The sequence below is a fragment of the Streptomyces racemochromogenes genome (assembly GCF_039535215.1).
In the GTDB taxonomy this organism is placed as follows: domain Bacteria; phylum Actinomycetota; class Actinomycetes; order Streptomycetales; family Streptomycetaceae; genus Streptomyces; species Streptomyces racemochromogenes.
The window spans coordinates 2,861,540-2,885,798 of sequence record NZ_BAAAWT010000001.1; the positions used below are offsets into that span (position 1 = coordinate 2,861,540).

The 24,259-nt window shown below is 72.1% G+C and carries 21 protein-coding genes; 8 read left to right on the forward strand and 13 right to left on the reverse strand.

The genetic code is table 11. The features are described from left to right. Positions 1–10: 10 nt before the first annotated feature. The 4 genes from ABD973_RS13065 (at position 11) to ABD973_RS13080 (ending at position 4,018) form a co-directional block, all read left to right on the forward strand. Positions 11–865: an NAD(P)H-binding protein gene (locus ABD973_RS13065; RefSeq protein WP_125595303.1), complete on the forward strand. Its 855-nt coding sequence runs from the start codon at positions 11–13 to the stop codon at positions 863–865. Between the two features lie 120 nt (positions 866–985). Continuing rightward, the gene (gene rarD / locus ABD973_RS13070; protein WP_125595304.1) at positions 986–2,014 is read left to right on the forward strand and encodes an EamA family transporter RarD; all 1,029 of its coding nucleotides are present in this window, start codon (positions 986–988) and stop codon (positions 2,012–2,014) included. Between the two features lie 216 nt (positions 2,015–2,230). Beyond that, positions 2,231–3,547 (forward strand): M28 family metallopeptidase, encoded by a 1,317-nt coding sequence (locus tag ABD973_RS13075; RefSeq protein ID WP_125595305.1) that lies wholly within the window; start codon positions 2,231–2,233, stop codon positions 3,545–3,547. Positions 3,548–3,619: 72 nt separating this feature from the next. After that, the gene (locus ABD973_RS13080; RefSeq protein WP_125822092.1) at positions 3,620–4,018 is read left to right on the forward strand and encodes a hypothetical protein; all 399 of its coding nucleotides are present in this window, start codon (positions 3,620–3,622) and stop codon (positions 4,016–4,018) included. Here the strand turns inward: ABD973_RS13080 and ABD973_RS13085 are convergent. The 4 genes from ABD973_RS13085 to ABD973_RS13100 form a co-directional block, all read right to left on the reverse strand. Continuing rightward, the gene (locus ABD973_RS13085) at positions 3,992–4,408 is read right to left on the reverse strand and encodes a hypothetical protein (RefSeq protein ID WP_241253341.1); all 417 of its coding nucleotides are present in this window, start codon (positions 4,406–4,408) and stop codon (positions 3,992–3,994) included. The two genes, ABD973_RS13080 and ABD973_RS13085, sit on opposite strands and share 27 nt — an antisense overlap. Beyond that, entirely contained in the window at positions 4,405–4,608 is a 204-nt protein-coding gene (locus ABD973_RS13090) for a hypothetical protein (protein ID WP_241253340.1), read from the reverse strand. The genes ABD973_RS13085 and ABD973_RS13090 overlap by 4 nt, the downstream gene beginning before the upstream one ends. Before the next feature lie 115 nt (positions 4,609–4,723). Continuing rightward, complete coding sequence (locus tag ABD973_RS13095; RefSeq protein WP_345500145.1) at positions 4,724–5,938, reverse strand: LolA family protein; 1,215 nt, start codon at positions 5,936–5,938, stop codon at positions 4,724–4,726. Between the two features lie 225 nt (positions 5,939–6,163). Then, a complete protein-coding gene (locus tag ABD973_RS13100) occupies positions 6,164–7,174 on the reverse strand; it encodes a polyprenyl synthetase family protein (RefSeq protein ID WP_125595309.1) in 1,011 nt (336 codons plus the stop codon). 568 nt (positions 7,175–7,742) lie between these two features. On the opposite strand from ABD973_RS13100, the gene ABD973_RS13105 reads away from it, so the two are divergent. Further along, positions 7,743–9,749, forward strand: coding sequence for a CocE/NonD family hydrolase (locus ABD973_RS13105; RefSeq protein ID WP_345500146.1), 2,007 nt, complete (start codon positions 7,743–7,745; stop codon positions 9,747–9,749). A gap of 5 nt (positions 9,750–9,754) precedes the next feature. Here the strand turns inward: ABD973_RS13105 and ABD973_RS13110 are convergent, their stop codons facing one another. Beyond that, entirely contained in the window at positions 9,755–10,564 is an 810-nt protein-coding gene (locus tag ABD973_RS13110) for an HAD family hydrolase (protein WP_125822088.1), read from the reverse strand. A gap of 141 nt (positions 10,565–10,705) precedes the next feature. Between ABD973_RS13110 and fahA the strand changes: the two genes are divergently transcribed. From fahA to ABD973_RS13125, 3 genes are all read left to right on the forward strand, one after another. Further along, positions 10,706–11,929, forward strand: a complete 1,224-nt coding sequence (gene fahA / locus ABD973_RS13115) for a fumarylacetoacetase (RefSeq protein ID WP_125595312.1) — start codon at positions 10,706–10,708, stop codon at positions 11,927–11,929. Between the two features lie 95 nt (positions 11,930–12,024). After that, complete coding sequence (locus ABD973_RS13120; protein ID WP_345500147.1) at positions 12,025–12,621, forward strand: hypothetical protein; 597 nt, start codon at positions 12,025–12,027, stop codon at positions 12,619–12,621. 114 nt (positions 12,622–12,735) lie between these two features. Next, positions 12,736–13,338: a hypothetical protein gene (locus ABD973_RS13125; protein ID WP_345500148.1), complete on the forward strand. Its 603-nt coding sequence runs from the start codon at positions 12,736–12,738 to the stop codon at positions 13,336–13,338. Positions 13,339–13,421: 83 nt separating this feature from the next. Here ABD973_RS13125 and nuoN read toward each other — a convergent pair whose 3' ends face one another. The 8 genes from nuoN to ABD973_RS13165 are packed head-to-tail and all read right to left on the reverse strand — an operon-like array spanning position 13,422 to position 24,216. Next, positions 13,422–15,068 (reverse strand): NADH-quinone oxidoreductase subunit NuoN, encoded by a 1,647-nt coding sequence (nuoN, locus tag ABD973_RS13130; RefSeq protein WP_125595313.1) that lies wholly within the window; start codon positions 15,066–15,068, stop codon positions 13,422–13,424. Next, positions 15,065–16,651 (reverse strand): NADH-quinone oxidoreductase subunit M, encoded by a 1,587-nt coding sequence (locus tag ABD973_RS13135; RefSeq protein WP_125822087.1) that lies wholly within the window; start codon positions 16,649–16,651, stop codon positions 15,065–15,067. Before ABD973_RS13135 ends, nuoN begins: the two co-directional genes overlap by 4 nt. Position 16,652: 1 nt before the next feature. After that, complete coding sequence (gene nuoL / locus ABD973_RS13140) at positions 16,653–18,593, reverse strand: NADH-quinone oxidoreductase subunit L (protein WP_345500149.1); 1,941 nt, start codon at positions 18,591–18,593, stop codon at positions 16,653–16,655. A gap of 12 nt (positions 18,594–18,605) precedes the next feature. After that, on the reverse strand, positions 18,606–18,905 hold the full coding sequence (gene nuoK, locus ABD973_RS13145) for an NADH-quinone oxidoreductase subunit NuoK (RefSeq protein ID WP_007265827.1): 300 nt from the start codon (positions 18,903–18,905) through the stop codon (positions 18,606–18,608). Further along, a complete protein-coding gene (locus ABD973_RS13150; RefSeq protein ID WP_125822085.1) occupies positions 18,902–19,714 on the reverse strand; it encodes an NADH-quinone oxidoreductase subunit J in 813 nt (270 codons plus the stop codon). Before ABD973_RS13150 ends, nuoK begins: the two co-directional genes overlap by 4 nt. Continuing rightward, on the reverse strand, positions 19,711–20,328 hold the full coding sequence (gene nuoI / locus ABD973_RS13155; protein WP_345500150.1) for an NADH-quinone oxidoreductase subunit NuoI: 618 nt from the start codon (positions 20,326–20,328) through the stop codon (positions 19,711–19,713). The genes ABD973_RS13150 and nuoI overlap by 4 nt, the downstream gene beginning before the upstream one ends. Next, positions 20,321–21,718: an NADH-quinone oxidoreductase subunit NuoH gene (gene nuoH / locus ABD973_RS13160; RefSeq protein ID WP_345500151.1), complete on the reverse strand. Its 1,398-nt coding sequence runs from the start codon at positions 21,716–21,718 to the stop codon at positions 20,321–20,323. Before nuoH ends, nuoI begins: the two co-directional genes overlap by 8 nt. Beyond that, positions 21,715–24,216: an NADH-quinone oxidoreductase subunit G gene (locus tag ABD973_RS13165; RefSeq protein WP_125822082.1), complete on the reverse strand. Its 2,502-nt coding sequence runs from the start codon at positions 24,214–24,216 to the stop codon at positions 21,715–21,717. The genes nuoH and ABD973_RS13165 overlap by 4 nt, the downstream gene beginning before the upstream one ends. Positions 24,217–24,259: the final 43 nt, after the last annotated feature.

Here is a 24,259-nt window from a genome sequence, read left to right on the forward strand (position 1 = left end):
GGAGCGCATCATGAGCATCGTCGTCACCGGAGCCACCGGATCCCTCGGCCGCCTCGTCGTCGAGGAGCTGCTGCGCCGGGTCCCGGCCACCGAGCTGGCCGTGGTCGTCCGCAGCGCGGAGAAGGCCGCCGACCTCGCCGCGCGCGGCATCGACGTACGGATCGCCGACTACGACGACCCCGCCGCCCTCGCCGGCGCCTTCCGGGCCGGGGACCGGGTCCTGCTGATCTCCGGCAGCGAGGTCGGGCGGCGCGTCCCGCAGCACACCGCCGTGGTCAAGGCCGCCGCAGCCGCCGGGGTCGCCCAGCTGGCCTACACCGGCATCCTCGGCGGGCCCGAGGCCGACTTCGAGCTGGCCGCCGAGCACAAGGCCACCGAGCAGGCGATCCTCGACTCCGGGCTCCCCCACACCTTCCTGCGCAACGGCTGGTACCACGAGAACTACACCGCCCACCTGCCCGCCGTCCTGGAGCACGGCGCGGTCGTCGGCAGCGCGGGCGAGGGCCGGATCGCCTCGGCGGCGCGGGCCGACTACGCGGCGGCCGCCGCGGCGGTGCTGACCGGCGAGGGCCACCTGGGCAAGGTCTACGAGCTGTCCGGGGACACCGCCTGGAGCCTGGCCGAGTACGCCGACGAGGTGGCGCGGCAGTCCGGCCGCGAGGTCGCGTACGCCGCCGTCGAGCCCGAGGCGCACCTGACGGTGCTTACCGGCGCCGGGGTGCCCGCGCCCTTCGCGGAGATCCTCGTGGACGTGGACGCGGCGATCTCGCGCGGCCGGCTGGCGGGGACCAGCGGTGACCTGGCGCGCCTGATCGGGCGCCCGACGACGCCGGTGGCCCAGGCCATCGCCGCCGCCCTGGCCTGATTCCGGTCCTCCGGCCCCGCGGTGTCATGAGTATCTCCCTGGAACGGGCATGACATCGGCGCCTCACGGCGATACCGTCGTGAGGTTGTGAGATTGGCCGGAAGTCGCACTGGAGGGCCCGTGAAGGCGGAGAACGAGCAGCGCACGGGTTTGCTCTACGGATTCGGCGCGTACGGGATGTGGGGGCTCGTCCCCCTCTTCTGGCCCCTGCTCAAGCCCTCCGGGGCGATCGAGATCCTCGCCCACCGCATGGTCTGGTCGCTGGCCGTGGTCGGCGTCGCGCTCCTCGCGCTGCGCCGCTGGAGCTGGATCGCCGAGATCGTCCGGCAGCCGCGCAAGCTCGGGCTGACGGCCCTGGCGGCGGCCGTGATCAGCGTGAACTGGGGCCTGTACATCTGGGCGGTCAACAACGGCCAGGTCGTCGAGGCCAGCCTCGGGTACTTCATCAACCCGCTGGTCACCATCGCCATCGGCGTCCTGGTGCTGGGCGAGCGGCTGCGCCGGGCCCAGTGGGCGGCGGTGGGGATCGGCTTCGCCGCCGTGCTGGTACTGTCCGTCGGCTACGGGCGGCTGCCGTGGATCTCGCTCACGCTGGCCTTCTCCTTCGCCGCCTACGGGCTGATCAAGAAGAAGCTGGACATGGGCGGGCTGGAGTCGCTGGCCGCCGAGACGGCCCTGCAGTTCCTGCCCGCCCTGGGCTACCTGGTGTGGCTGGGGGTCCAGGGACGGTCCACCTTCGCCGCAGAAGGGCTCGGGCACTCGGCGCTGCTGGCCGCGACCGGGCTGGTGACCGCGATCCCGCTGGTCTGCTTCGGGGCGGCCGCGATCCGGGTGCCGCTGTCCACGCTGGGTCTGCTCCAGTACCTGGCGCCGGTGTTCCAGTTCGCGCTCGGGGTCGTCTACTTCCACGAGGCGATGCCGCCGGAGCGGTGGGCCGGCTTCTCCCTGGTCTGGGCCGCGCTGGTGCTGCTCACCTGGGACGCGCTGCGGACCGCGCGGCGCTCGCGGGCCCTGCTCGCCGAGGCCTCCGCCTCGGCGGCGGCCGGGGCCGCGTCCGCTTCCGCATCGGACGCCGGCACCGGTGCCGGCACCGCGGGGGCTCCGGCCGTGGCCGGTACGGACCCGGCGCCGAGCCGCGAACCCGCGTAACCGCACAGCGATACACCACACGGTCCCCGGTACGGAACACCCGTACCGGGGATCGTCCGTTTTCCGAACGACCCTGACCGGATTGTGGTCTTGACGGGCAGTCACACTCTCGCTGAACATCAGGCTCGCACTGACGCACCACGCTCACCTGCACGATTCCCGCACGTTCCGTCTCATCCCCAACGGATCATCCCCACGGAATCCCGGAGCCCCCACATGAGCCTGTCCGTCTCCCGGCGTCTTGCCGCCGCGACCGCCATCGCGGTCGCGGGGCTGCTGGCCGCCACCTCTCCCGCCGCGCTCGCGGCGCCCACGGCCGTCACCGCGGCGCCCACCCCGCCGGACATCCCGCTGGCCAACGTCAAGGCGCACCTGGCCCAGTTCCAGACCATCGCCACCAACAACGGCGGCAACCGCGCCCACGGCCGGGCCGGCTACAAGGCATCGATCGACTACGTGAAGGCCAAGCTGGACGCGGCGGGCTTCACCACCAGCCTGCAGACCTTCACCTCCAGCGGCGCGACCGGCTACAACCTGATAGCCGACTGGCCGGGCGGCGACCCGAACTCGGTCCTGATGTCCGGTTCCCACCTGGACTCGGTGACCTCGGGCCCGGGCATCAACGACAACGGCTCCGGCTCGGCGGCCGTCCTGGAGACCGCGCTCGCGGTGTCCCGCGCCAACCTCCAGCCGACCAAGCACCTGCGCTTCGGCTGGTGGGGCGCGGAGGAGCTGGGTCTGGTCGGTTCGAAGTACTACGTGAACAGCCTGCCGGCGGCCGAGAAGGCGAAGATCTCCGGCTACCTGAACTTCGACATGATCGGCTCGCCGAACCCGGGCTACTTCGTCTACGACGACGACCCGACGATCGAGCAGACCTTCAAGAACTACTACGCGGGCCTCGGCATCCCCACCGAGATCGAGACCGAGGGCGACGGCCGCTCCGACCACGCGCCGTTCAAGAACGCCGGGATCCCGGTCGGCGGCCTGTTCTCCGGCGCCGACTACACCAAGACGGCGGCCCAGGCCCAGAAGTGGGGCGGTACCTCCGGCCAGGCCTTCGACCGCTGCTACCACTCGTCCTGCGACACCACGGCGAACATCAACGACACCGCCCTGGACCGCAACGCCGACGCCATCGCCTACGCGGTCTGGAACCTCGGGGCGGCCACCCCGGTCCCGCCGGGCCCGTCCTTCGAGAACACGGCGGACGTGAACATCCCGGACTCCCCCGGTGCCGCGGTGACCTCGCCGATCACGGTCTCGGGCGTCACGGGCAACGCGCCGGCCACCACCAAGGTCGACGTGAACATCGTCCACACCTACCGCGGCGACCTGGTGATCGACCTGATCGCCCCGGACGGCACGGCGTACCGGCTGAAGAACTCCAGCTCGGACTCCGCCGACAACCTGGTCACCAGCTACACGGTGAACGCCTCCAGCGAGGTCGCCAACGGCGTCTGGAAGCTCCAGGTCAAGGACGTGGCCGCGCAGGACGTGGGCTACATCAACAGCTGGAAGATCACCTTCTGACCGCGAACGGGCCGTCCGCCTGAACCCAGGATGGTCTAGACCTCTAGGGCTCCGGCGTGATCTGATCGGATCATGCCGGAGCTGATCGCCGCCCTGTTCGCCCTGCTCGCGCAGGCCGCCGCCGCCGTCAACCCCGCACTCCTGGTGCGCGGACGGCGGCGGCGGCGCCGTCTCGCGGACCACGCCCGGGGCGTCGCCGTCCGCGTCCCCTGCGACCTGCGGGACCGCGCGCTCACCGGCGGCCGGTGGCGCGAGGGGCACCTGGAGCTGCCGCCGGGCGGCGCGGCCGGCCCCGTCCGCTGGTCCGCCAAGGGCGCTCCGGCGGCCCTGCCGGCCGGCTTCCCGCCCCTGGAGCCCGTCTCCGCCGACGAGCTCAGCGTCGCCTTCCGCTCCGGGGACGGTGCCACCGAGCTGCGGCTGCACCCCGACGAGGCCCCGATGGTGCTACGCGTCCTCCGCGCCGGGGCGTAGCGAGGCGGACAGGGGCTCCTGGATGCGGGCGCGCAGCTCCTGGGCGACCGCGGCCACGTCGGCGCGGCCCAGCTTCGCGGCTTCCACGAGGTCGCCGAGCTCCTCGGGCGAGGGCAGCTGCTTCGCGCCGGCCACCCGCAGGTACGAGCGGGTGGCGGCAGCCGCGTAGAACTCGTTCATCGGGGATTCCAGCGCGGGGCAGACGGCGAGCGTGTGCAGGAAGGCGGCGGCCCGCCAGGCGGTGTCGGGAGCGGGCTGCTCCGGGACCATGACCAGGTCGTTCTGGTGGCGGGCGACGGCGGCGGCCACCCCGGAGGGGTCCCACACGGCGGGGTCCGACGGCAGATGGTGGGCCAGCGCGGTCCAGGCCCACTCCATGGTGATCTTCAATTGCCGAACCGCTCCTGGAAGTAGCCCCAGTGGTCGGCGAACTCCTCTATGCCGCTGAGGAACCTCTTGCGGTCCTCGTCGAGTTCGCGTTCGGTGACCTCGGTGATGAGCGCGGTGACCGTCGTCCCCAGCGCCGCCGCGCGCGCCTTGAGGCGTTCATGGAACTCTTCGTCCAGGCGGATGGTGACGTGTCTCGACATGTCCATCACCGTACAGCGGGAGCGCTGTACACAGGAGGGGAACGGCACAAGGGTGGCCCGGGACACAGGTCCCGGGCCACCCTTGCGCCGTGGTGGTGCCGTGGCGGCGTGGCCGCTACTTGGCGGAGTCGGCCGTCTTGACCAGCTGGTCCTTGGTGACCGCGCCGACGTAGACCTTGCCGTCGTCCGTGATCAGCGCGTTGACCAGGCGGGTGGAGAAGACGCGGCCCTCGCCGAACTTCCCGGTGACCTTGTCGCCGAGGGAGTTCAGGAACTGCTTGGCCTCCTTGGGGGCGTTCTTGTCGTTCTCCAGGTCCTTGAGGGAGGTGCCGGCCCGGCCGGCGCCGCTGTCGATGCGCGCCACCGCGGACCAGCCCTCGCCGAGGACCTTGACGTCGCCCTTGCCGCCCGCGCCGCCGGCCAGGTCGCCGAGGCCGGGGAAGGACTCCAGCGCCTTGAACGGCTTGCCGTCCTTGCCGCCCTTGCCGTCCTTGCCGTGCTCGGTGCCCTCGGTGACCTTGGCGCCCTTCGGCGGGGTGAAGGTGAAGGCGTCGGCGGCCGGCTTGGCGAAGTCCACCTGGGTGAAGCCCGCGTCGACGATCGGCTTGCCGCCCTGGCTGGACAGCAGCTGGATGCGCAGCGGCACGCCGTTCTTCGCGTCGACCGCGATCTGCACGGAGGCGACGGTGGAGCCGCTCTGCTTGGGCTTGAGGACCAGCTGGTAGGCGTCGCGGCCGGCGACCTGGGCGGTGTCGCCGACGCTGATGTCGGTGGTGGGGCCGGCGGACTTGAGGACCTCCTGCGCCAGCTCCTGCGGGGAGGCGGGGAGGCGCTCGGCGGTCTTCTTGTGGTCCTGGCCGGCGTTCTGGGCGTCCTTGTCGTGGAAGACCTCGTTGGACTTGGAGTCGTAGCCCCAGACGTCCTGGCCGTTGTGGACGAGGGTGTACTCGTCCTTGCCGTCGAGGAAGGTCAGCTTCTGGCGGTCGGGGCCGTCGGCCGCGACGCGGAAGGTGTGCGTGCCGTTCGCCAGCTGGGCGATCTTGTCCTCGGGGTCGGCGGAGCCGCCCGCGACCCCGCCGCCGCCCAGCAGCCCGGAGGCGATCTTCGGCAGGCCGAGGTCGGTGGTGATCTTGGCGGTGCCGGAGAGCTGCTGCACGTCGGAGGCCGCGACCTTCTCGATCAGCTGCTGCGCCGTCACCTTGGGCAGGTCCGGGCCCCCGGCGTTTGCGAAGGCCGGGACCATCGCGACGGTTGCCGCCGCGACACCCGCCACGGCTACCGGTACGGCGTACCGGGCGGCCTTGCGCGAGGTCTTCGTGTTCGCTGCCATCTGAATGCCCTGCCCTCTGTGTATTCGGCGGCGGCCCCGTGGCGCCGCGCTCACCCGATCCGGTGGGGTTCGATGACTCCATCTGACCAAATCGGGGGGTCGGGGACGTCAGTCCCCGGAATCAACTCCGCGTACGACCGTGGGATGACACGGGAAGGGCCCCTACACCAGGACCCGTAGGGGTCGCAGGCGGAGGGGCCCGTTCCACAAGCGGTACGCGAAGGATCAGCCCGCGCGGTGGACCACCGCGTCGCACAGCTCTTCCAGCGCCGACTTCGCGAAGCACTCCGGCAGCGGGGCCAGCGTGGCGCGCGCGTCCTCCGCGTACTGGACGGTGTCGCGGCGGGCCTGCTCCAGCGCGGGGTGCACCCGCAGCCGGGCGAGGACCTCCGCGTGCCGGGCGTCGTCGGTGAGGTCCCCGTCCAGCAGGGCGACGAGCTCCAGGTCCTCGGGGCGCCGGTCCCGCTCGGCCATCTCGCGCAGCCGCAGCACGGGCAGGGTCGGGATGCCCTCGCGCAGGTCGGTGCCGGGGGTCTTGCCCGACTCGTGCGAGTCGGAGGCGATGTCGAGGACGTCGTCGGCGAGCTGGAAGGCGGTGCCGAGGCGCTCGCCGTACTGGGTCAGGATGTCGACGACGGACTCGTCGGCGCCGGACATCAGCGCGCCGAAGCGGCCGGACACGGCGATCAGCGAGCCGGTCTTGCCGGCGATGACGTCCAGGTAGTGGGCGACCGGGTCGCGGCCGTCGCGCGGACCGGCCGTCTCCAGGATCTGGCCCGTCACGAGCCGCTCGAAGGCCTCGGCCTGGACGCGCACGGCCTCCGGCCCGAGGTCCGCGAGGATGTGCGACGCACGGGCGAACAGGAAGTCACCCGTCAGGACCGCCACGGAGTTGCCCCAGCGGGTGTTGGCGCTCTCCACCCCGCGGCGCACGTCCGCCTCGTCCATGACGTCGTCGTGGTAGAGCGTGGCCAGGTGCGTGAGCTCCACGACCACCGCGGACGGCACGATGCCGGGCGCGTAGGGGTCACCGAAGCGGGAGGCCAGCATCACCAGCAGCGGCCTGAACCGCTTGCCCCCGGCGCGCACCAGATGCTGCGCGGCCTCGGTGATGAAGGGGACTTCGCTCTTGGTGGCCTCCAGCAGACCCGCCTCGACGGCGGCCAGTCCGGCCTGGACATCGGTCTCAAGAGCCTGGTCCCGCACGCTCAGTCCGAACGGCCCGACGACGGTCACGAGGGGTACTCCTGTCTGCTGACGATCACGCTGACGATCACCTGGATTGTCGATGTGTCGCTGCCATCACTCAAGCCAGCGTATCCGGTCTGTTTTCGATCACCGAGAGCGGCTGTCCGGTTGCCGCACACGCGCAGTCTGATCTGCACCGGTATGTTCGATGAGAGACGAGAAAACCGGAGAATCCGTTTTGCCCAGAACTGCCACCGATAGCGACGAGCCCGCGGAGCCCGTGGCGGACCAGCCGCCGCCCTCCGACGACCACGCCTGCCCCGAGCACCCCAGGGGCCTGGGCCCGCGGGCCGTCCTCGTCCTCTCCCTCGCGGACACGGCCCCGCGCGGCGGCCCCGGCCCGATCCGCGCCGGCACCGGCCCACGACGCGGGCATCACCCCCGCACTCGCCACCCTCATGGCGGGTATCGGCTGGTTGACGACGGCCCCGTGGTTCCTCTCCCCGGCCCTCGCCGACGGCATCCGGGGCCAGGCGGTCAGGGCGTACGGCCACGCGTCCCCCTGGCTGCGCCGCACCACGCATCCCGTCCACCGAGGGGCCGGTGAAGGAACCCGATGACCATCCGTACCGACTTCCCGTACGCCACCGCCCACGAGGACGTCCGGATCCCGATGCCCGACGGCGTGGAGCTGTACGCCCGCGTCTGGCGCCCGGTCACGGACGAGCCCGTGCCGGCCCTGCTGGAGTACCTCCCGTACCGGCTCACCGACGGGACCGCGCCCCGCGACCGCCAGCGCCACCCCTGGTACGCCGGGCACGGCTACGCCTCCGTGCGCGTGGACGTGCGCGGCCACGGCTGCAGCGGCGGCCGGCCCGGCGACGAGTACGACGCGCGGGAACTCGCCGACGGCGTCGCGGTGGTGGAGTGGCTGGCGGCCCGGCCGTGGTGCACCGGCGCGGTGGGGATGTTCGGGATCTCCTGGGGCGGCTCCAACAGCCTCCAGATCGCCGCCCTCGCGCCACGGGCACTGAAGGCCGTCGTCACCGTCTGCTCCACGGACGACCGCTACGACAACGACGTCCACTACATGGGCGGGTCGGTCCTGGCCGCCGACACGCACGCCTGGGCCGCCACCACGCTGGCCTTCGCCTCCCGCCCGCCGGACCCCCGCTACGCCGGCGACGGCTGGCGGCAGATGTGGCTGGACCGGCTGGAGGGCGTCGAGCCGCTCGTCCACACCTGGCTCTCGCACCAGACCCGGGACGCCTACTGGCGCCACGGCAGCGTCTGTGAGGACTACGGGGCGATCCGCGCGGCCGTCCTCGCCGTCGGCGGCTGGCACGACCCCTACCGGGACACGGTGCTGCGGCTGGTCTCCCGCCTGCCCGCGTCCCGCGTGCGCGGCCTGATCGGCCCCTGGTCGCACCAGTACCCCGACCGGGGACTGCCCCCGGGGCCGGCGATCGGCTTCCTGCAGGAGACCCTGCGCTGGTGGGACCACTGGCTCAAGGGCGCCGACAACGGGGTGATGGACGAGCCCCTGCTGCGCGCGTGGATCAGCGGCGCGCACCGCCCGGCGACGACCTACGAGGAGCTCCCGGGCCGCTGGGCCGGCGAGAAGGCCTGGCCCTCCCCCACGGTCGTCCCCGTCTCGTACGGGCTCCAGGGCGCGCCCGTGACCGTCGCCTCGCCGCAGCACACCGGGCTGGACGCCGGGCGCTTCCTCCCCGTCGGCAACGACGCCGACCTGCCCCCGGACCAGCGGGAGGAGGACGCGAAGTCGGCCTGCTTCGAGTTCCCGGTGGCCGACGGCGAGCCCGTGGAGATCCTGGGCCGGCCCTCGGTCACCCTGCGGCTGCGGATGGACGTCCCGTACGGGCAGGTCGTGGCCCGGCTCTGCGACGTCGCCCCGGACGGGGCCTCGACCCTGGTCACGCGCGGGGCCCTGAACCTGTCGGCCCGCCACGGCCGGGAGCGGGCGGTGCCGTGGCGGAAGGGTGCGTACGAGGACGTCACCTTCGAGCTGGGCGGCATCGGCCACTCCTTCGCGCCAGGGCACCGGATCCGGCTCGCGCTGTCCTCCGCGTACTGGCCCTGGATCTGGCCCCGGGCCGGCTCGGAGGCCGGCTGGACCCTGGACCCCGAGGGCAGCACCCTGGAACTCCCCGTCCGCGGCTCGGCCTCCCCCCTCGACGCGGGGATCGCCTTCGAGCCGCCGGAGCAGGCCGAGCCGCTGGGGGTGGTGCACCCGGAGACGCTGGACGCGCCGCGTCCGCAACGGCTCGTCGTACGGGACGTCGCGCGCGGGGTGTGGCGGCTGGAGGTGGACCCCCGGTACGGGGGGACGCGGGTGTACCCGGACGGGCTGGAGTACGAGGAGGACGCGGCGGAGGTCTACGAGATCCAGCAGGCGGACCCCCTCTCCGCCCGCACCCGCTCCGAATGGCGGATCCGCCTGCACCGGCCGGAGGAGGGCTGGGACGCGCGGGTGGAGACCCGGTCGGAGATCTCCTGCGACGAGGGCGGCTTCCTGACGGTGAACGAGGTCGTCTGCCGCGAGGGCGACGAGGTCCTCTTCCACCGCACCTGGCAACGCCGCCTCCCCCGCGCGGCGGGCTGAGGCCCCTAGACCGGGAACAGCCGCTCCAGGACGGTCGCGATGCCGTCCGCCTCGTTCGAGAGGGTGACCTCGTCGGCGACGGCGACCAGTTCGCGGTGGGCGTTGGCCATGGCCACCCCGTGGGCGGCCCACACGAACATCGGGATGTCGTTCGGCATGTCGCCGAAGGCGATCGTCGACTCCGCCGCGACCTCCAGGAGCGACGCCGCCCGCGCGAGCCCCGTCGCCTTGTCGACGCCCGGCGGCTGGAGTTCCACCGTGTGCTCCCCCGCCATGGTGACGTTCACCAGGTCGCCGACCACCGACCGCGCCACCCGCGTCAGCTCGTCGTCGTCCAGCCGCGGGTGCTGGAGCAGCACCTTGTTGATCGGCGACGCCCACAGCTCGCCGCGCCCGCGGACCCGCACCATCGGCAGGTGCGGGTGCGGCATCCGGTAGCCGGGGCCCACCAGCATCTCGGCGTCCAGCCCCTCCTGGTTGACGGCCACGTACACCTCGCCGATCTCCGCCTCGATCTTCCCGAGCGCCACCTCGGCCAGCCCCCGGTCCATCGCGACGGAGTGCAGCAGGACCCCGCGCGCCGCGTCGTACACCTGCGCGCCCTGCCCGCACACCGCGAGCCCGGAGTAACCAAGGTCATCCAGGACGTGCCGGATCTGTGGGACGGGGCGCCCGGTGACGACGATGTGCCGGGCGCCGGCGGCGCGCGCCGTCGCGAGCGCCGCGCACGAGCGGTCGGAGACGGTGTCACCGGCGCGCAGCAGAGTCCCGTCCAGGTCGGTGGCGATCAAGGCATAGGGGAGGGCGGAAGTCACCCGGCCAAGGATACGGACCCCCTTGGACAAGTCCTATGAATAGCGCCCTAATCCGGCCTCCCACAGACCCCACCAGCCACGTAACGTGTCAGCCAGCCGCCGGGACACCCCCGGACCCCCTCGAAAGCGAGGCAGCACCCCATGCCCCAGCAGAGCCCCCTCGATGTCCCCGAGGGCGACCCGTTCGGGCCGCACAACCTCCCCTACGGCGTCTTCAGCACGCCGGCGGAGCCGGAGCGCCGCCGGGTCGGCGTACGCATCGGCGGGTACGTGCTCGACGCGGGGGCCGTGGCCGTCGCGCTCGGGTCCCCGTACGCCGGGGTGCTCGCCCAGGGTTCGCTGAACCCGCTGCTGGCCGCCGGCCGCACCGCCTGGCGCGACGTGCGCCGTGCGCTGACCGCCTGGGTCACCGACCCCGGTCACCGCGGGACGGTCGAGCCGCACCTCCTCCCCCTCGACGAGGTCACGCTGCACCTGCCGTACGAGGTCGCCGACTACGTCGACTTCTACGCGAGCGAGCACCACGCCACCAACGTCGGACGGATCTTCCGCCCGGACGGGGACGCGCTCACCCCCAACTGGAAGCACCTGCCCATCGGTTACCACGGCCGGTCGGGGACGATCGTGGTCTCCGGCACGGACGTGGTGCGCCCCTCCGGGCAGCGCAAGGCGCCCACCGACCCCGCGCCGGTCTTCGGGCCGTCCGTGAAGCTCGACATCGAGGCCGAGGTCGGCTTCGTCGTCGGCGCCCCCTCGCAGATGGGCCGCCCGGTCGCGCTCGGCGACTTCGAGGAGCACGTCTTCGGGCTGTTCCTGCTCAACGACTGGTCCGCGCGCGACATCCAGGCCTGGGAGTACGTGCCGCTCGGCCCCTTCCTCGGCAAGTCCTTCGCGACGTCCGTCTCCGCCTGGGTGACCCCCCTGGAGGCGCTGGACGCGGCCCGCGTCGCCCCGCCCGCCCGGGACTTCCCGCTGCTGCCCTACCTGGACGACTCCGAGGTCGACCGCCCCGGCGGCTTCGACCTGCGCATCACGGTGTCCATCAACGGGCAGGAGGTGGCCCGGCCGCCGTTCGCCTCGATGTACTGGACCGCCGCCCAGCAGCTGGCCCACATGACCGTCAACGGGGCCTCGCTGCGCACCGGTGACGTGTTCGGCTCCGGCACGGTCAGCGGCCCGGAGGTCGACGAGCGCGGCTCCCTGCTGGAGCTCACCTGGAACGGCCGTGACGCCGTCGAGCTCGCCGACGGCAAGCGCACGTTCCTGGAGGACGGCGACACCGTCACCCTCACCGCGTGGGCGCCCGGCGCCGACGGCACCCGCGTCGGCCTCGGCGAGGTCACCGGTCGCATCACCGCCGCCTGACGGCAGGACAGGGGGGGCCGCGGACGCGCCGGCCCCCCTACTCCGCCCGCCCCGCCCGGGTGGCGGGGCTCCGGGGCCGAGGTGACCCTGCTCGCATGGCCCCTCGTACCGCAAAGCTCGCACCCCTGGCCCTCGCGGCCACCGCCTCCCTCACGCTCGGCGCGGCCCCCGCCACCCCGACGGCCACGCCCACCGCGCAGCTCACGGCGACCTTCATGGCGACCGCGAAGTACCGCGACCACCGGCTGGGCGTCGCCGCCGGCTACGTCCCCGACCAGTACTGCGTGGTCAACCCCGGTGAAGGCGGGGGTGCCCTCGGCTACCCGCACTTCAACCACGCCTACGACGGCTCCACCGACCCCAGGAAGCCCACGGCCCTGCTCTACGAGGGCGACGGCGCGGGGCACTGGAAGCTGGCCGGCCTCGAATGGATGGTCGTGGACCGCGACGGCCGCACGGACACCGACGACGACCGCCCCTCCCTGTTCGGGCAGCCCTTCCGCGGCCCGCTGCCCGCCCGGTACGCGGGCCAGAAGGTGCACTACTCGCTGCACCTGTGGCTGTGGAAGCGGAACCCTTCCGGGCGGTTCGAGCCGTTCAACCCGAAGGTCGTCTGCCGTCCCGGCACCACCCGCCCGCGCCCCGCCGTACCCGCCGTACCCGCCGCTCCCCCGGCCGCCGCCCGCTCCTGACCCCCCTCCTGACCCCCCGTTTGGCATCCCGCCGCGTGCACGCCCGCGGCCCCGCCGCGAAGGTGGACGAACGAAAGCCCCTCCGGGACAGGCCCCGAACCACCAGGAGCTCCCATGTCCGTCCACCGCAGCCCTAAGGCCCTGCTCGCCTGTGCCGTCGCCGGCGCGTCCCTGGTCCTGGCCGCCCTGCCCCCGGCGGCGCAGGCGGTCGACGGCCCCGCCCCCGACCCCCGCAACGCGAAGGCGATGCGCGACATGGCCACGGCGATGGCGGCGACCGCCCGGTACGTGGACGAGCGGGAGGCCCTCAAGGACGGCTACGTCCCGCACGGCCAGGAGTGCATGACCAACCCGTTCGGGGTGGGCACCATGGGCTACCACTACGTCAAGGAGTCCAACTGGGGTTCGACCGACCCCGCCAGACCCACCGCGCTCCTCTACAGCACCCACAAGGACAGCAAGGGCCGGCGCAAGCTCCAGACGGTGGAGTGGATGTCCGCCGACCGGGACCAGGACCTGAAGACCACCGACGACCGGCCCACCATGTTCGGGCTGCCGTTCGACGGCCCGATGCCCGGCCACTGGGCGGGCATGCCCAAGCACTACGACCTCCACATGTGGGGGTACGCCGACAACCCGGCGGGCCGCTTCCACAACTGGAACCCCGCGCTGAAGTGCCCCCCGACGAAGACCCCGGCCCACGCGCACGGCCACTAGGCGGCGCAGCCGCTGGCCGGCACGGCGAAGGGCCCGGCCCCCCGAGGGGGCCGGGCCCTTCCGTCCGCGGAGCCGGGACCGGATCAGCGCACGAAGGTGCTGGCCTGTCCCGCCAGGTCCAGGAAGTACTGCGGGGCCAGACCGAGGACCAGGGTGACGGCCACGCCCACCGCGATGGTGGTCATCGTCAGCGGCGACGGCACGGCCACCGTCGGGCCGTCGGCCTTCGGCTCGCTGAAGAACATCAGCACGATGACCCGGATGTAGAAGAACGCGGCGATCGCCGACGAGATCACACCCACGACGACCAGCGCCCCGGCGCCGCCCTCCGCCGCCGCCTTGAACACCGCGAACTTCCCGGCGAAGCCGGAGGTCAGCGGGATGCCCGCGAAGGCCAGCAGGAACACCGCGAAGACGGCCGCGGTCAGCGGCGAACGCCGCCCCAGACCGGCCCACTTCGACAGGTGCGTCGCCTCGCCGCCCGCGTCCCGCACCAGGGTGACCACCGCGAACGCGCCGATCGTCACGAAGGAGTAGGCGCCCAGGTAGAAGAGGACGGACTTCACGCCCTCCTGCGAGGTGGCGATCACACCGGCCAGGATGAACCCGGCGTGCGCGATGGACGAGTACGCGAGCAGCCGCTTCACGTCGGTCTGGGTCACCGCGATCACCGCGCCCGCGAGCATCGTGACGATCGCGACGCCCCACATCACCGGCCGCCAGTCCCACCGCAGGCCGGGCAGCACCACGTACAGCAGCCGCAGCAGCGCGCCGAACGCGGCCACCTTGGTCGCCGCCGCCATGAAGCCGGTGACGGGGGTCGGGGCGCCCTGGTAGACGTCCGGGGTCCACATGTGGAAGGGGACCGCGCCGACCTTGAACAGCAGGCCCATCAGGATCAGCGCGCCGCCGATGAGCAGCAGCGCGTCGTTGCCCATGGTGGCGGCGAGCGCCGGGTCGATCCGGGCGACGGTGCCGTCGACGACGTCGGCGATCACGGCGTAGGAGACCGAGCCCGCGTAGCCGTAGAGCAGGGCGATGCCGAAGAGGAGGAAGGCCGAGGAGAAGGCGCCGAGCAGGAAGTACTTGACCGCGGCCTCCTGCGACATCAGCCGCTGGCGGCGGGCGAGGGCGCAGAGCAGGTACAGCGGGAGGGAGAAGACCTCCAGCGCGATGAACAGCGTCAGCAGGTCGTCGGCGGCCGGGAAGATCAGCATGCCGGAGACCGCGAACAGGGCCAGCGGGAACACCTCGGTGGTGGTGAAGCCGGCCTTGACGGCGGCCTTCTCGCTGTCGCTGCCCGGTACCGAGGCGGCCTGGGCGGCGAAGGAGTCCACCCGCTTGCCGTGCGCCTGCGGGTCGAGGCGGCGCTCGGCGAAGGTGAGCACCGCCACGACGGAGGCCAGCAGGATGGTGCCCTGGAGGAAGAGCGCCGGGCCGTCGACGGCGATGGCGCCCATGGCCGCGACGTGCGCCTTGGTGCCGGCGTAGCCGCCGGCGGCGAGGGCGACGACCGCCGCGAAGGCGGCGGCCAGCGCGGCGACGGCGAGGAACACCTGGACGGCGTAGCGGGACTTGCGGGGGACGAAGGCCTCGACGAGGACTCCGAGGACGGCCGCGCCCACCACGATCAGCGTGGGCGCGAGCTGTGCGTACTCGATGTGCGGGGCCGGGATCCGGTCGGCCGGTCCTTCGGCCGCCAGGGTCAGCAGGCTCTGGGCAGCGATCACTTGGCCGCCTCCACGTTCTGGACGGAGACCTCGGGCTTCGGGTCCGTCTGCTTCACGTCCGACATGGTGTGCTCCACCGCCGGGTTGACGATGTCGGTGAGCACCTTCGGGTAGACGCCCAGTCCGATCAGCAGCGCGATCAGCGGGGCGACCACCAGCAGTTCCCGCGCGCGCAGGTCCGGCATGGCGCGGACCTCCTCCTTCACGGGGCCGGTCATGGTGCGCTGGTAGAGCACCAGCGTGTACAGCGCGGCGAGGACGATCCCGACGGTGGCGATGATCCCGACGACCGGGTAGCGGGCGAAGGTGCCGACGAGGACGAGGAACTCGCTGACGAAGGGGGCGAGGCCGGGCAGGGACAGGGTGGCGAGGCCGCCGATGAGGAAGGTGCCGGCGAGGACCGGGGCCACCTTCTGCACGCCGCCGTAGTCGGCGATGAGCCGGGAGCCGCGCCGGGAGATCAGGAATCCGGCGACGAGCATCAGCGCCGCCGTGGAGATCCCGTGGTTGACCATGTAGAGGGTGGCTCCGGACTGGCCCTGGGAGGTCATCGCGAAGATGCCCAGGACGATGAAGCCGAAGTGCGAGATGGAGGCGTAGGCGATCAGCCTCTTGATGTCGCGCTGGCCGACGGCGAGCAGCGCGCCGTAGACGATGCTGATCAGGGCCAGGACGAGGATGACCGGGGTGGCCCACTTGCTGGCCTCGGGGAAGAGCCCGAGGCAGAAGCGGAGCATCGCGAAGGTGCCGACCTTGTCGACGATCGCGGTGATGAGCACGGCGACGGGCGCGGTGGACTCGCCCATCGCGTTGGGCAGCCAGGTGTGCAGCGGCCAGAGCGGGGCCTTCACGGCGAAGGCGAAGAAGAAGCCGAGGAAGAGCAGCCGCTCGGTGTTGGTCGCCATGTCGAGGGTGCCCGCGGCGCGGGCCGCGGTGATCTCCTGGAGGGAGAAGTTCCCGGCGACGACGTACAGCCCGATGACGGCGGCCAGCATGATGAGGCCGCCGACGAGGTTGTAGAGGAGGAACTTGACCGCCGCGTACGAGCGCTGCGCGGTGGCGTTCTCGTCGGTGCCTGCGTGGGCGCGGTCTCCGAAGCCGCCGATGAGGAAGTACATCGGGATGAGCATGGCTTCGAAGAAGACGTAGAAGAGGAAGACGTCGGTGGCCTCGAAGGAGATCACCACCATCGCCTCGACCAGCAGGATCAGGGCGAAGAAGCCCTGGGTGGGCCGCCAGCGGGAAGAGTTCGTCTCCAGCGGGTCGGCGTCGTGCCAGCCGGCGACGATGACGAAGGGGATCAGCAGCGCGGTGAGGGCGATCAGGGCCACCCCGATGCCGTCGACGCCCAGTTCGTAGCGGACGCCGAAGTCGGCGATCCAGGCGTGGGACTCGGTGAGCTGGTAGCGGTCGCCGCCGGGGTCGAAGCGGACCGCGACCAGGACGGCCAGGGCCAGCGTCGCGAGGGAGAACAGCAGGGCGAGCCATTTGGCGACGGTCCGGCGGGCGGCCGGGACGGCCGCCGTGAGGATCGCGCCGGCCGCGGGGACCGCGGCCGTCAGCGTCAGAAGCGGGAAACTCATCTCACACCGCCCTCATCAGCAGGGTCGCGGCGATCAGGATCGCCGTGCCCCCGAACATCGACACCGCGTAGCTGCGGGCGTAGCCGTTCTGCAGCCTGCGCAGCCGGCCGGAGAGCCCGCCGACCGAGGCGGCCGTGCCGTTGACCACTCCGTCGACGACGCTGTGGTCGAGGTAGACGAGGGAGCGGGTCAGGTGCTCGCCGCCGCGGACGAGGACCACGTGGTTGAAGTCGTCCTGGTACAGGTCCCGGCGGGCCGCGCGGGTGAGGAACGAGCCGCGGGGGGCGACGACGGGGACGGGCCGGCGGCCGTACATCGACCAGGCGATGGCGACGCCGACGACGAGGACGGCCATGGTGGAGGCGGTGACGGCCATGGCGCTGACCGGCGAGTGGCCGTGCTCGTAGCCGGTGACGGGCTCCAGCCAGTTCAGGAAGCGCTCGCCGATCTCGAAGAACCCGCCGGCGAAGACGGAGCCGAACGCCAGGACGATCATCGGGATGGTCATGGACTTCGGGGACTCGTGCGGGTGCGGCATCCGGCCGGCCTGGTGCTCGGCGGCCGGTTCGGCGCTCGGCGCCTGGTCGGCGTCGGGGGCGGGCTGCCAGCGCTTCTCTCCGAAGAAGGTGAGGAGCATGACCCGGGTCATGTAGAAGGCGGTGATGCCGGCGCCCAGCAGGGCGACCCCGCCGAGGATCCAGCCCTGGGTGCCGCCCTTGGCGAAGGCCGCCTCGATGATCATGTCCTTGGAGAAGAAGCCGGACAGGCCGGGGAAGCCGATGATCGCGAGGTAACCGAGGCCGAAGGTGACGAAGGTGACCGGCATGTACGTGCGCAGGGCGCCGTACTTGCGCATGTCGACCTCGTCGTTCATGCCGTGCATGACCGATCCGGCGCCGAGGAAGAGGCCGGCCTTGAAGAAGCCGTGCGTGACCAGGTGCATGATCGCGAAGACGTAGCCGATCGGGCCGAGCCCGGCGGCCAGGATCATGTATCCGATCTGCGACATCGTCGAGCCGGCGAGGGCCTTCTTGATGTCGTCCTTGGCGCAACCGACGATCGCACCGAACAGGAGCGTGACCGCGCCGACGACCGTGGTGACGAGCTGGGCGTCGGGCGCCCCGTTGAAGATCGCCCCGGAGCGGACGATCAGGTAGACGCCGGCGGTGACCATGGTGGCGGCGTGGATCAGGGCCGAGACCGGGGTCGGGCCCTCCATCGCGTCACCGAGCCAGGACTGCAGCGGCACCTGCGCCGACTTGCCGCAGGCGGCGAGCAGCAGCATCAAGCCGATCGCCGTCAGCGTGCCCTCGCCCGTCTCGCCGACGGAGGCCAGCACCGGCCCGAAGGCGAAGGTCCCGAAGGTGGTGAACATCAGCATGATCGCGATCGACAGGCCGATGTCGCCGACCCGGTTGACCAGGAAGGCCTTCTTGGCGGCGGTGGCCGCGCTGGGCTTGTGCTGCCAGAAGCCGATCAGGAGGTACGAGGCGAGGCCGACGCCCTCCCAGCCGAAGTACAGCAGCAGGTAGTTGTCGGCGAGGACGAGCAGCAGCATCGCCGCGACGAACAGGTTGAGGTAGCCGAAGAAGCGGCGGCGGCGCTCGTCGTGCTCCATGTACCCGATCGAGTACACGTGGATGAGCGTGCCCACCCCGGAGATCAGCAGGACGAAGGTCATCGACAGCTGGTCCAGCTGGAAGGCGATGTCCGCCTGGAAGCCCTCCACGGGCACCCAGCTGAACAGCCGCTGGTGCAGGGCCCGGTCCTCGGCCCCGCGGCCCAGCATGTCCGCGAAGAGGACGACGCCGATGCCGAAGGAGACGGCCGCGAGCAGGGTGCCGATCCAGTGGCCGGCCTTGTCGAGGCGCCGGCCGCCGCACAGCAGCACCGCCGCTCCGAGCAGGGGCGCCGCCACGAGCAGCGCAATCAGATTCTCCACTGTGAACGCCCCTTACAGCTTCATCAGGCTGGCGTCGTCGACCGAGGCCGAGTGGCGGGTACGGAACAGCGACACGATGATCGCGAGGCCCACCACGACCTCCGCGGCGGCCACTACCATCGTGAAGAACGCGATGATCTGGCCGTCGAGGTTGCCGTGCATCCGGGAGAAGGTCACGAAGGCCAGGTTGCAGGCGTTGAGCATCAGCTCCACGCACATGAACAGGACGATCGCGTTCTTCCGGATGAGCACGCCGGCCGCGCCGATGGTGAACAGCAGGGCGGCCAGGTACAGGTAGTTGACCGGATTCACTTCGAGGCCTCCTCTCGGCCGAGGCGCTCCGCGGAGGCCTGCTCCAGCGCCTTGAGGTCCTCCAGGGCCTGGCCGGACACGTCGCGGATCTGGCCGCGGGCGCGCAGCGTCTTGCTGACGGTCAGCTCGGACGGGGTGCCGTCCGGGAGCAGGCCGGCGACGTCCACGGCGTTGTGCCGGGCGTAGACGCCGGGGGCCGGCAGCGGCGGGAGCTGCACGCCCTCGCGTACGCGCTTCTCGGCGAGCTCGCGCTGCGTGGCGGCCCGCTCGGTGCGCTCGCGGTGGGTGAGCACCATCGCGCCGACGGCCGCCGTGATCAGCAGGGCGCCGGTGATCTCGAAGGCGAAGATGTAGCGGGTGAAGATCAGTTCGGCGAGGCCCTCGACGTGCCCGGCGGAGTTGACCTTGCCGAGTCCGTTGAAGTGGGTGAGGCCCGCGTTGCCGATGCCGGCGACCAGCAGGATGCCGAAGCCGAGCCCGCACAGGGAGGCCAGCCAGCGCTGACCCTTGATGGTCTCCTTCAGCGAGTCCGCCGCCGTGACGCCGACGAGCATGACCACGAAGAGGAACAGCATCATGATGGCGCCGGTGTAGACGACGACCTGGACCACGCCCAGGAAGTACGCCCCGTTGGCGAGGTAGAAGACGGCCAGGATGATCATCGTCCCGGCGAGGCACAGGGCACTGTGCACGGCCTTCTTCATCAGGATCGTGCACAGCGCGCCGATGACGGCGACCGTGCCCAGCACCCAGAACTGCACGGCCTCGCCGGTGGAGGTCGCGGAGGCGGCCGCGGCGATGGCGCTCATGCCCCGACCTCCTCGGCCTTGCCGGCCTCCGCCGCCGAACCCTCGGCCGTCTCGCCCTTGGAGAGGGCCACCTGCCGGACCGTGCCCGGCGCCGCGCCCGTCACCAGACCGCGGTAGTAGTCCTGCTCGTCCGTGCCCGGGAAGACCGAGTGCGGGGCCTCGACCATGCCCTCGGTCAGCCCGGCGAGGAGCTGCTCCTTGGTGTAGATCAGGGACTCGCGGCTGGAGTCGGCCAGTTCGAACTCGTTCGTCATCGTCAGCGCGCGGGTCGGGCACGCCTCGATGCACAGCCCGCACAGGATGCAGCGGGCGTAGTTGATCTGGTAGACCCGCCCGTACCGCTCGCCCGGGGAGTAGCGCTCCTCCTCGGTGTTGTCCGCGCCCTCCACGTAGATCGCGTCGGCGGGACAGGCCCAGGCGCACAGCTCGCACCCGATGCACTTCTCCAGACCGTCGGGGTGGCGGTTGAGCTGGTGCCTCCCGTGGAAGCGCGGAGCGGTGGTCTTCTGCTGCTCCGGGTACTGCTCGGTGAGCCGCTTCTTGAACATGGCCTTGAAGGTCACGCCGAAGCCGGCCACCGGGTTCTGCCACTTCTCGCTCTCCGCGTCAGGCATGGTCAGCACCCTCCTCTCGGTCACTGTCAGTATTCGTCCCGCCACTGACAATCAGCTCCCGCTCTCCGCGGGGACGTCGGCGCGGTACGGGTGCCAGGTGCTGGCCGGGCTTGGGCGGTACGGGGAAACCGCCCGCCATCGGGTCGAAGGGCTCGGCCGCGGCGGCCTTCCCGGCCGCGGCCGCGGCCGTCTTCTCCCGCCGGTCCCTGAAGTGGTCCGCGACGGAGGAGATCAGCAGGATCGCGATGACCGCGCCCCCGACGTAGAGGACGATCTCGCTGAAGTCGTAGCGCTCGTTGCGCAGCGCCCGGACGGTGGCGACCAGCATCAGCCAGACCACGGAGACCGGGATCAGCACCTTCCAGCCGAGCTTCATCAGCTGGTCGTAGCGCACGCGCGGGAGGGTGCCGCGCAGCCAGATGAAGAAGAACAGCAGCAGCTGCACCTTGACGACGAACCAGAGCATCGGCCACCAGCCGTGGTTCGCGCCCTCCCAGTACGTGGAGATAGGCGCCGGGGCCCGCCAGCCGCCCAGGAACAGGGTGACCGAGACCGCCGAGACGGTGACCATGTTGACGTACTCGGCCAGCATGAACAGCGCGAACTTGATGGAGGAGTACTCGGTGTTGAAGCCGCCGACGAGGTCGCCCTCGGACTCCGGCATGTCGAAGGGGGCGCGGTTCGTCTCGCCGACCATCGTGACGACGTAGATGATGAAGGACACCGGCAGCAGCACGATGTACCAGCGGTCCGCCTGCGCCTCCACGATCGCCGAGGTCGACATCGACCCGGAGTAGAGGAACACCGACGCGAACGCGGCGCCCATCGCGATCTCGTACGAGATCATCTGCGCGCAGGACCGCAGGCCGCCGAGCAGCGGGTACGTGGAGCCCGAGGACCAGCCGGCGAGGACGATGCCGTAGATGCCGACCGAGGCGACCGCGAGGACGTACAGCATCGCGATCGGCAGGTCGGTCAGCTGCATCGTGGTGCGCTGCCCGAAGATGGACACCTCGTTGCCCGAGGGGCCGAAGGGGATCACCGCGATGGCCATGAACGCCGGGATCGCCGCGATGATCGGCGCCAGGATGTAGACGACCTTGTCGGCGCGCTTGACGACGAGGTCCTCCTTCAGCATCAGCTTCACGCCGTCGGCGAGCGACTGGAGCATGCCCCAGGGGCCGTGCCGGTTGGGGCCGATGCGCAGCTGCATCCAGGCGACGACCTTGCGCTCCCACACGATGGAGAAGAGCACCGTCACCATCAGGAAGGCGAAGCAGAACACCGCCTTGAGCAGGACGAGCCACCAGACGTCCCTGCCGAACAGGGTCAGGTCCTCGGCGGCCAGGAGGTGCTGCGGCTGTGCCGCGAGCTGGGCGAGGTAGGTCACGGTCGTACCTCCGCTCCGGCCGCGGGGCCGGTCCCGGCCGGGCCGATCCGTACGAGGGTTCCGGGGCGGGCGCCGGTGTCGGCGAGGACGCCGGAGCCGGTGGAGTTCAGCGGGAGCCACACGACCCGGTCGGGCATCTCGGTGATCCGCAGCGGGAGTTCCACCGTGCCGGCCGGTCCGGTGACGGCGAGGGCGTCACCGTCCTTGACGCCGGTCTCGGCGGCGGTGGCGGCGGAGAGCCGGGCACTGGCCTCGTGCCGGGTCCCGGCGAGGGCGTCGTCGCCCTCCTGGAGCCGGCCGAGGTCCAGCAGCAGCCGGTGGCCGGCCAGGACCGCCTCGCCGGCGCCGGGGCGGGGCAGCGGCTCGGGGGCGGTGGACCGCTCGGGGGCGAGCTCCCCCTCCCAGGGGCCGAGCCGCTCCAGTTCCCGCCGTACGGCGTGCACGTCGGGCAGGGCGAGGGGCCGGTCGGCGGCGTCGGCCAGCATGTGCAGGACGCGGGCGTCGGCGGGGGCCAGGCGGCGGGTCATCTGGTCGGGCTTGAGGGCCGCCTCGAACGGGCGGACCCGGCCCTCCCAGTTGATGAACGTGCCGGCCTTCTCGGCGACGGCGGCGACCGGCAGCACCACGTCGGCGTGGTCGGTGACCTCGCCGGGCCGCAGCTCCAGGGAGACCACGAAGGCCTCCTTCAGCGCGGTGCGGGCGCGCTCCGGGTCGGGCAGGTCGGTGACCTCGACGCCCGCGACCAGCAGGGCCGACAGCTCCCGGGTGGCGGCGGCCTCGACGATCTGCCCCGTGTCGCGGCCGTAGCGGTGCGGGAGTTCCTCCAGCCCCCAGGCGGCGGCGACCTCCTGGCGGGCCCGGGGGTCGGTCGCGGGGCGGCCGCCCGGCAGCAGGGACGGCAGCGCGCCGGCCTCGACGGCGGCCCGCTCCCCGGCCCGGCGCGGGATCCACACCAGCCGGGCGCCGGTGGCGGTGGCGGTGCGCACGGCGGCGGTCAGCGCGCCGGGCACGCCGGCGAGGCGCTCCCCGACGACGATGACCGCGCCGGGCTCGCGGACCGCCTCGGCGGCCTCGGAGCCGCCGGCCTCCAGGCCGGTGCGGGTGGCGAGGGCGTCGAGCCACTCGGGCTCGGTACCGGGGGCGGCGGCCAGCAGGGTGCCGCCCGCCTTGGTGAGGCCGCGGGTGGCGAAGGGGGCGAGGGCGAAGGTCCGCTGCTTGTGCTTGCGGTGGGCCTTGCGCAGCCGCAGGAAGACCCCGGGGGCCTCCTCCTCCGCCTCGATGCCGACGAGGAGCACGGTGGGGGCCGCCTCCAGGGAGGCGTACGTGACGCCCGTGCCGTCGAGGTCCTTGCCGGTGCCGGCGACGGCGGCGGCCAGGAACTCGGTCTCCTCCGCGCTGTGCACCCGGGCCCGGAAGTCGATGTCGTTGGTGTCGAGCACGACCCGGGCGAACTTGGCGTACGCGTACGCGTCCTCGACGGTCAGCCGGCCGCCGGTCAGGACGCCGGCCCGGCCGCGGGCCGCGGTGAGCCCGGCGGCCGCGGCCTCCAGCGCCTCGGGCCAGCTCGCCGGGGCCAGGACCCCGTCCGCGCCGCGCACCAGCGGGGTGGTCAGCCGGTCGGGGCGCTGCGCGTACCGGAACGCGAAGCGGCCCTTGTCGCAGATCCACTCCTCGTTGACCTCGGGGTCCTCGGCGGCCAGGCGGCGCAGCACCTTGCCGCGCCGGTGGTCGGTGCGGGTCGCGCAGCCGCCCGCGCAGTGCTCGCACACGCTCGGGGAGGAGACGAGGTCGAAGGGGCGGGATCGGAACCGGTAGGCGGCCGAGGTGAGGGCGCCGACGGGACAGATCTGGATGGTGTTGCCGGAGAAGTACGACTCGAACGGGTCGCCCTCGCCGGTGCCGACCTGCTGGAGCGCGCCGCGCTCGACGAGCTCGATCATCGGGTCGCCGGCCACCTGGTTGGAGAAGCGGGTGCAGCGCGCGCACAGCACGCACCGCTCGCGGTCCAGGAGCACCTGGGTGGAGATCGGGACCGGCTTCTCGTAGGTCCGCTTCCTGCCCTCGAAGCGGGATTCGGCGTTGCCGTGGGACATCGCCTGGTTCTGCAGGGGGCATTCGCCGCCCTTGTCGCAGACGGGGCAGTCCAGCGGGTGGTTGATGAGCAGCAGCTCCATCACCCCGCGCTGGGCCTTGTCGGCGGCCTGCGAGGTCAGCTGGGTCTTGACGACCATGCCGTCGGTGCAGGTGATGGTGCAGGAGGCCATCGGCTTGCGCTGGCCCTCCACCTCGACGATGCACTGCCGGCAGGCGCCGGCCGGGTCGAGGAGGGGGTGGTCGCAGAACCGGGGGATCTCGATGCCGAGCTGCTCGGCGGCGCGGATGACCAGGGTTCCCTTGGGCACGGACAGTTCGATGCCGTCGATGGTCAGCGAAACGGTGTTCTCCGGCGGAGGGGCCGGCTCTCCGGCGGAAGGGCCGGCGGACGTGGTGACGGTCATGCGGCCACCTCCTGGTGAGTCGTCGGGGCTGGGGTCGCAGCGG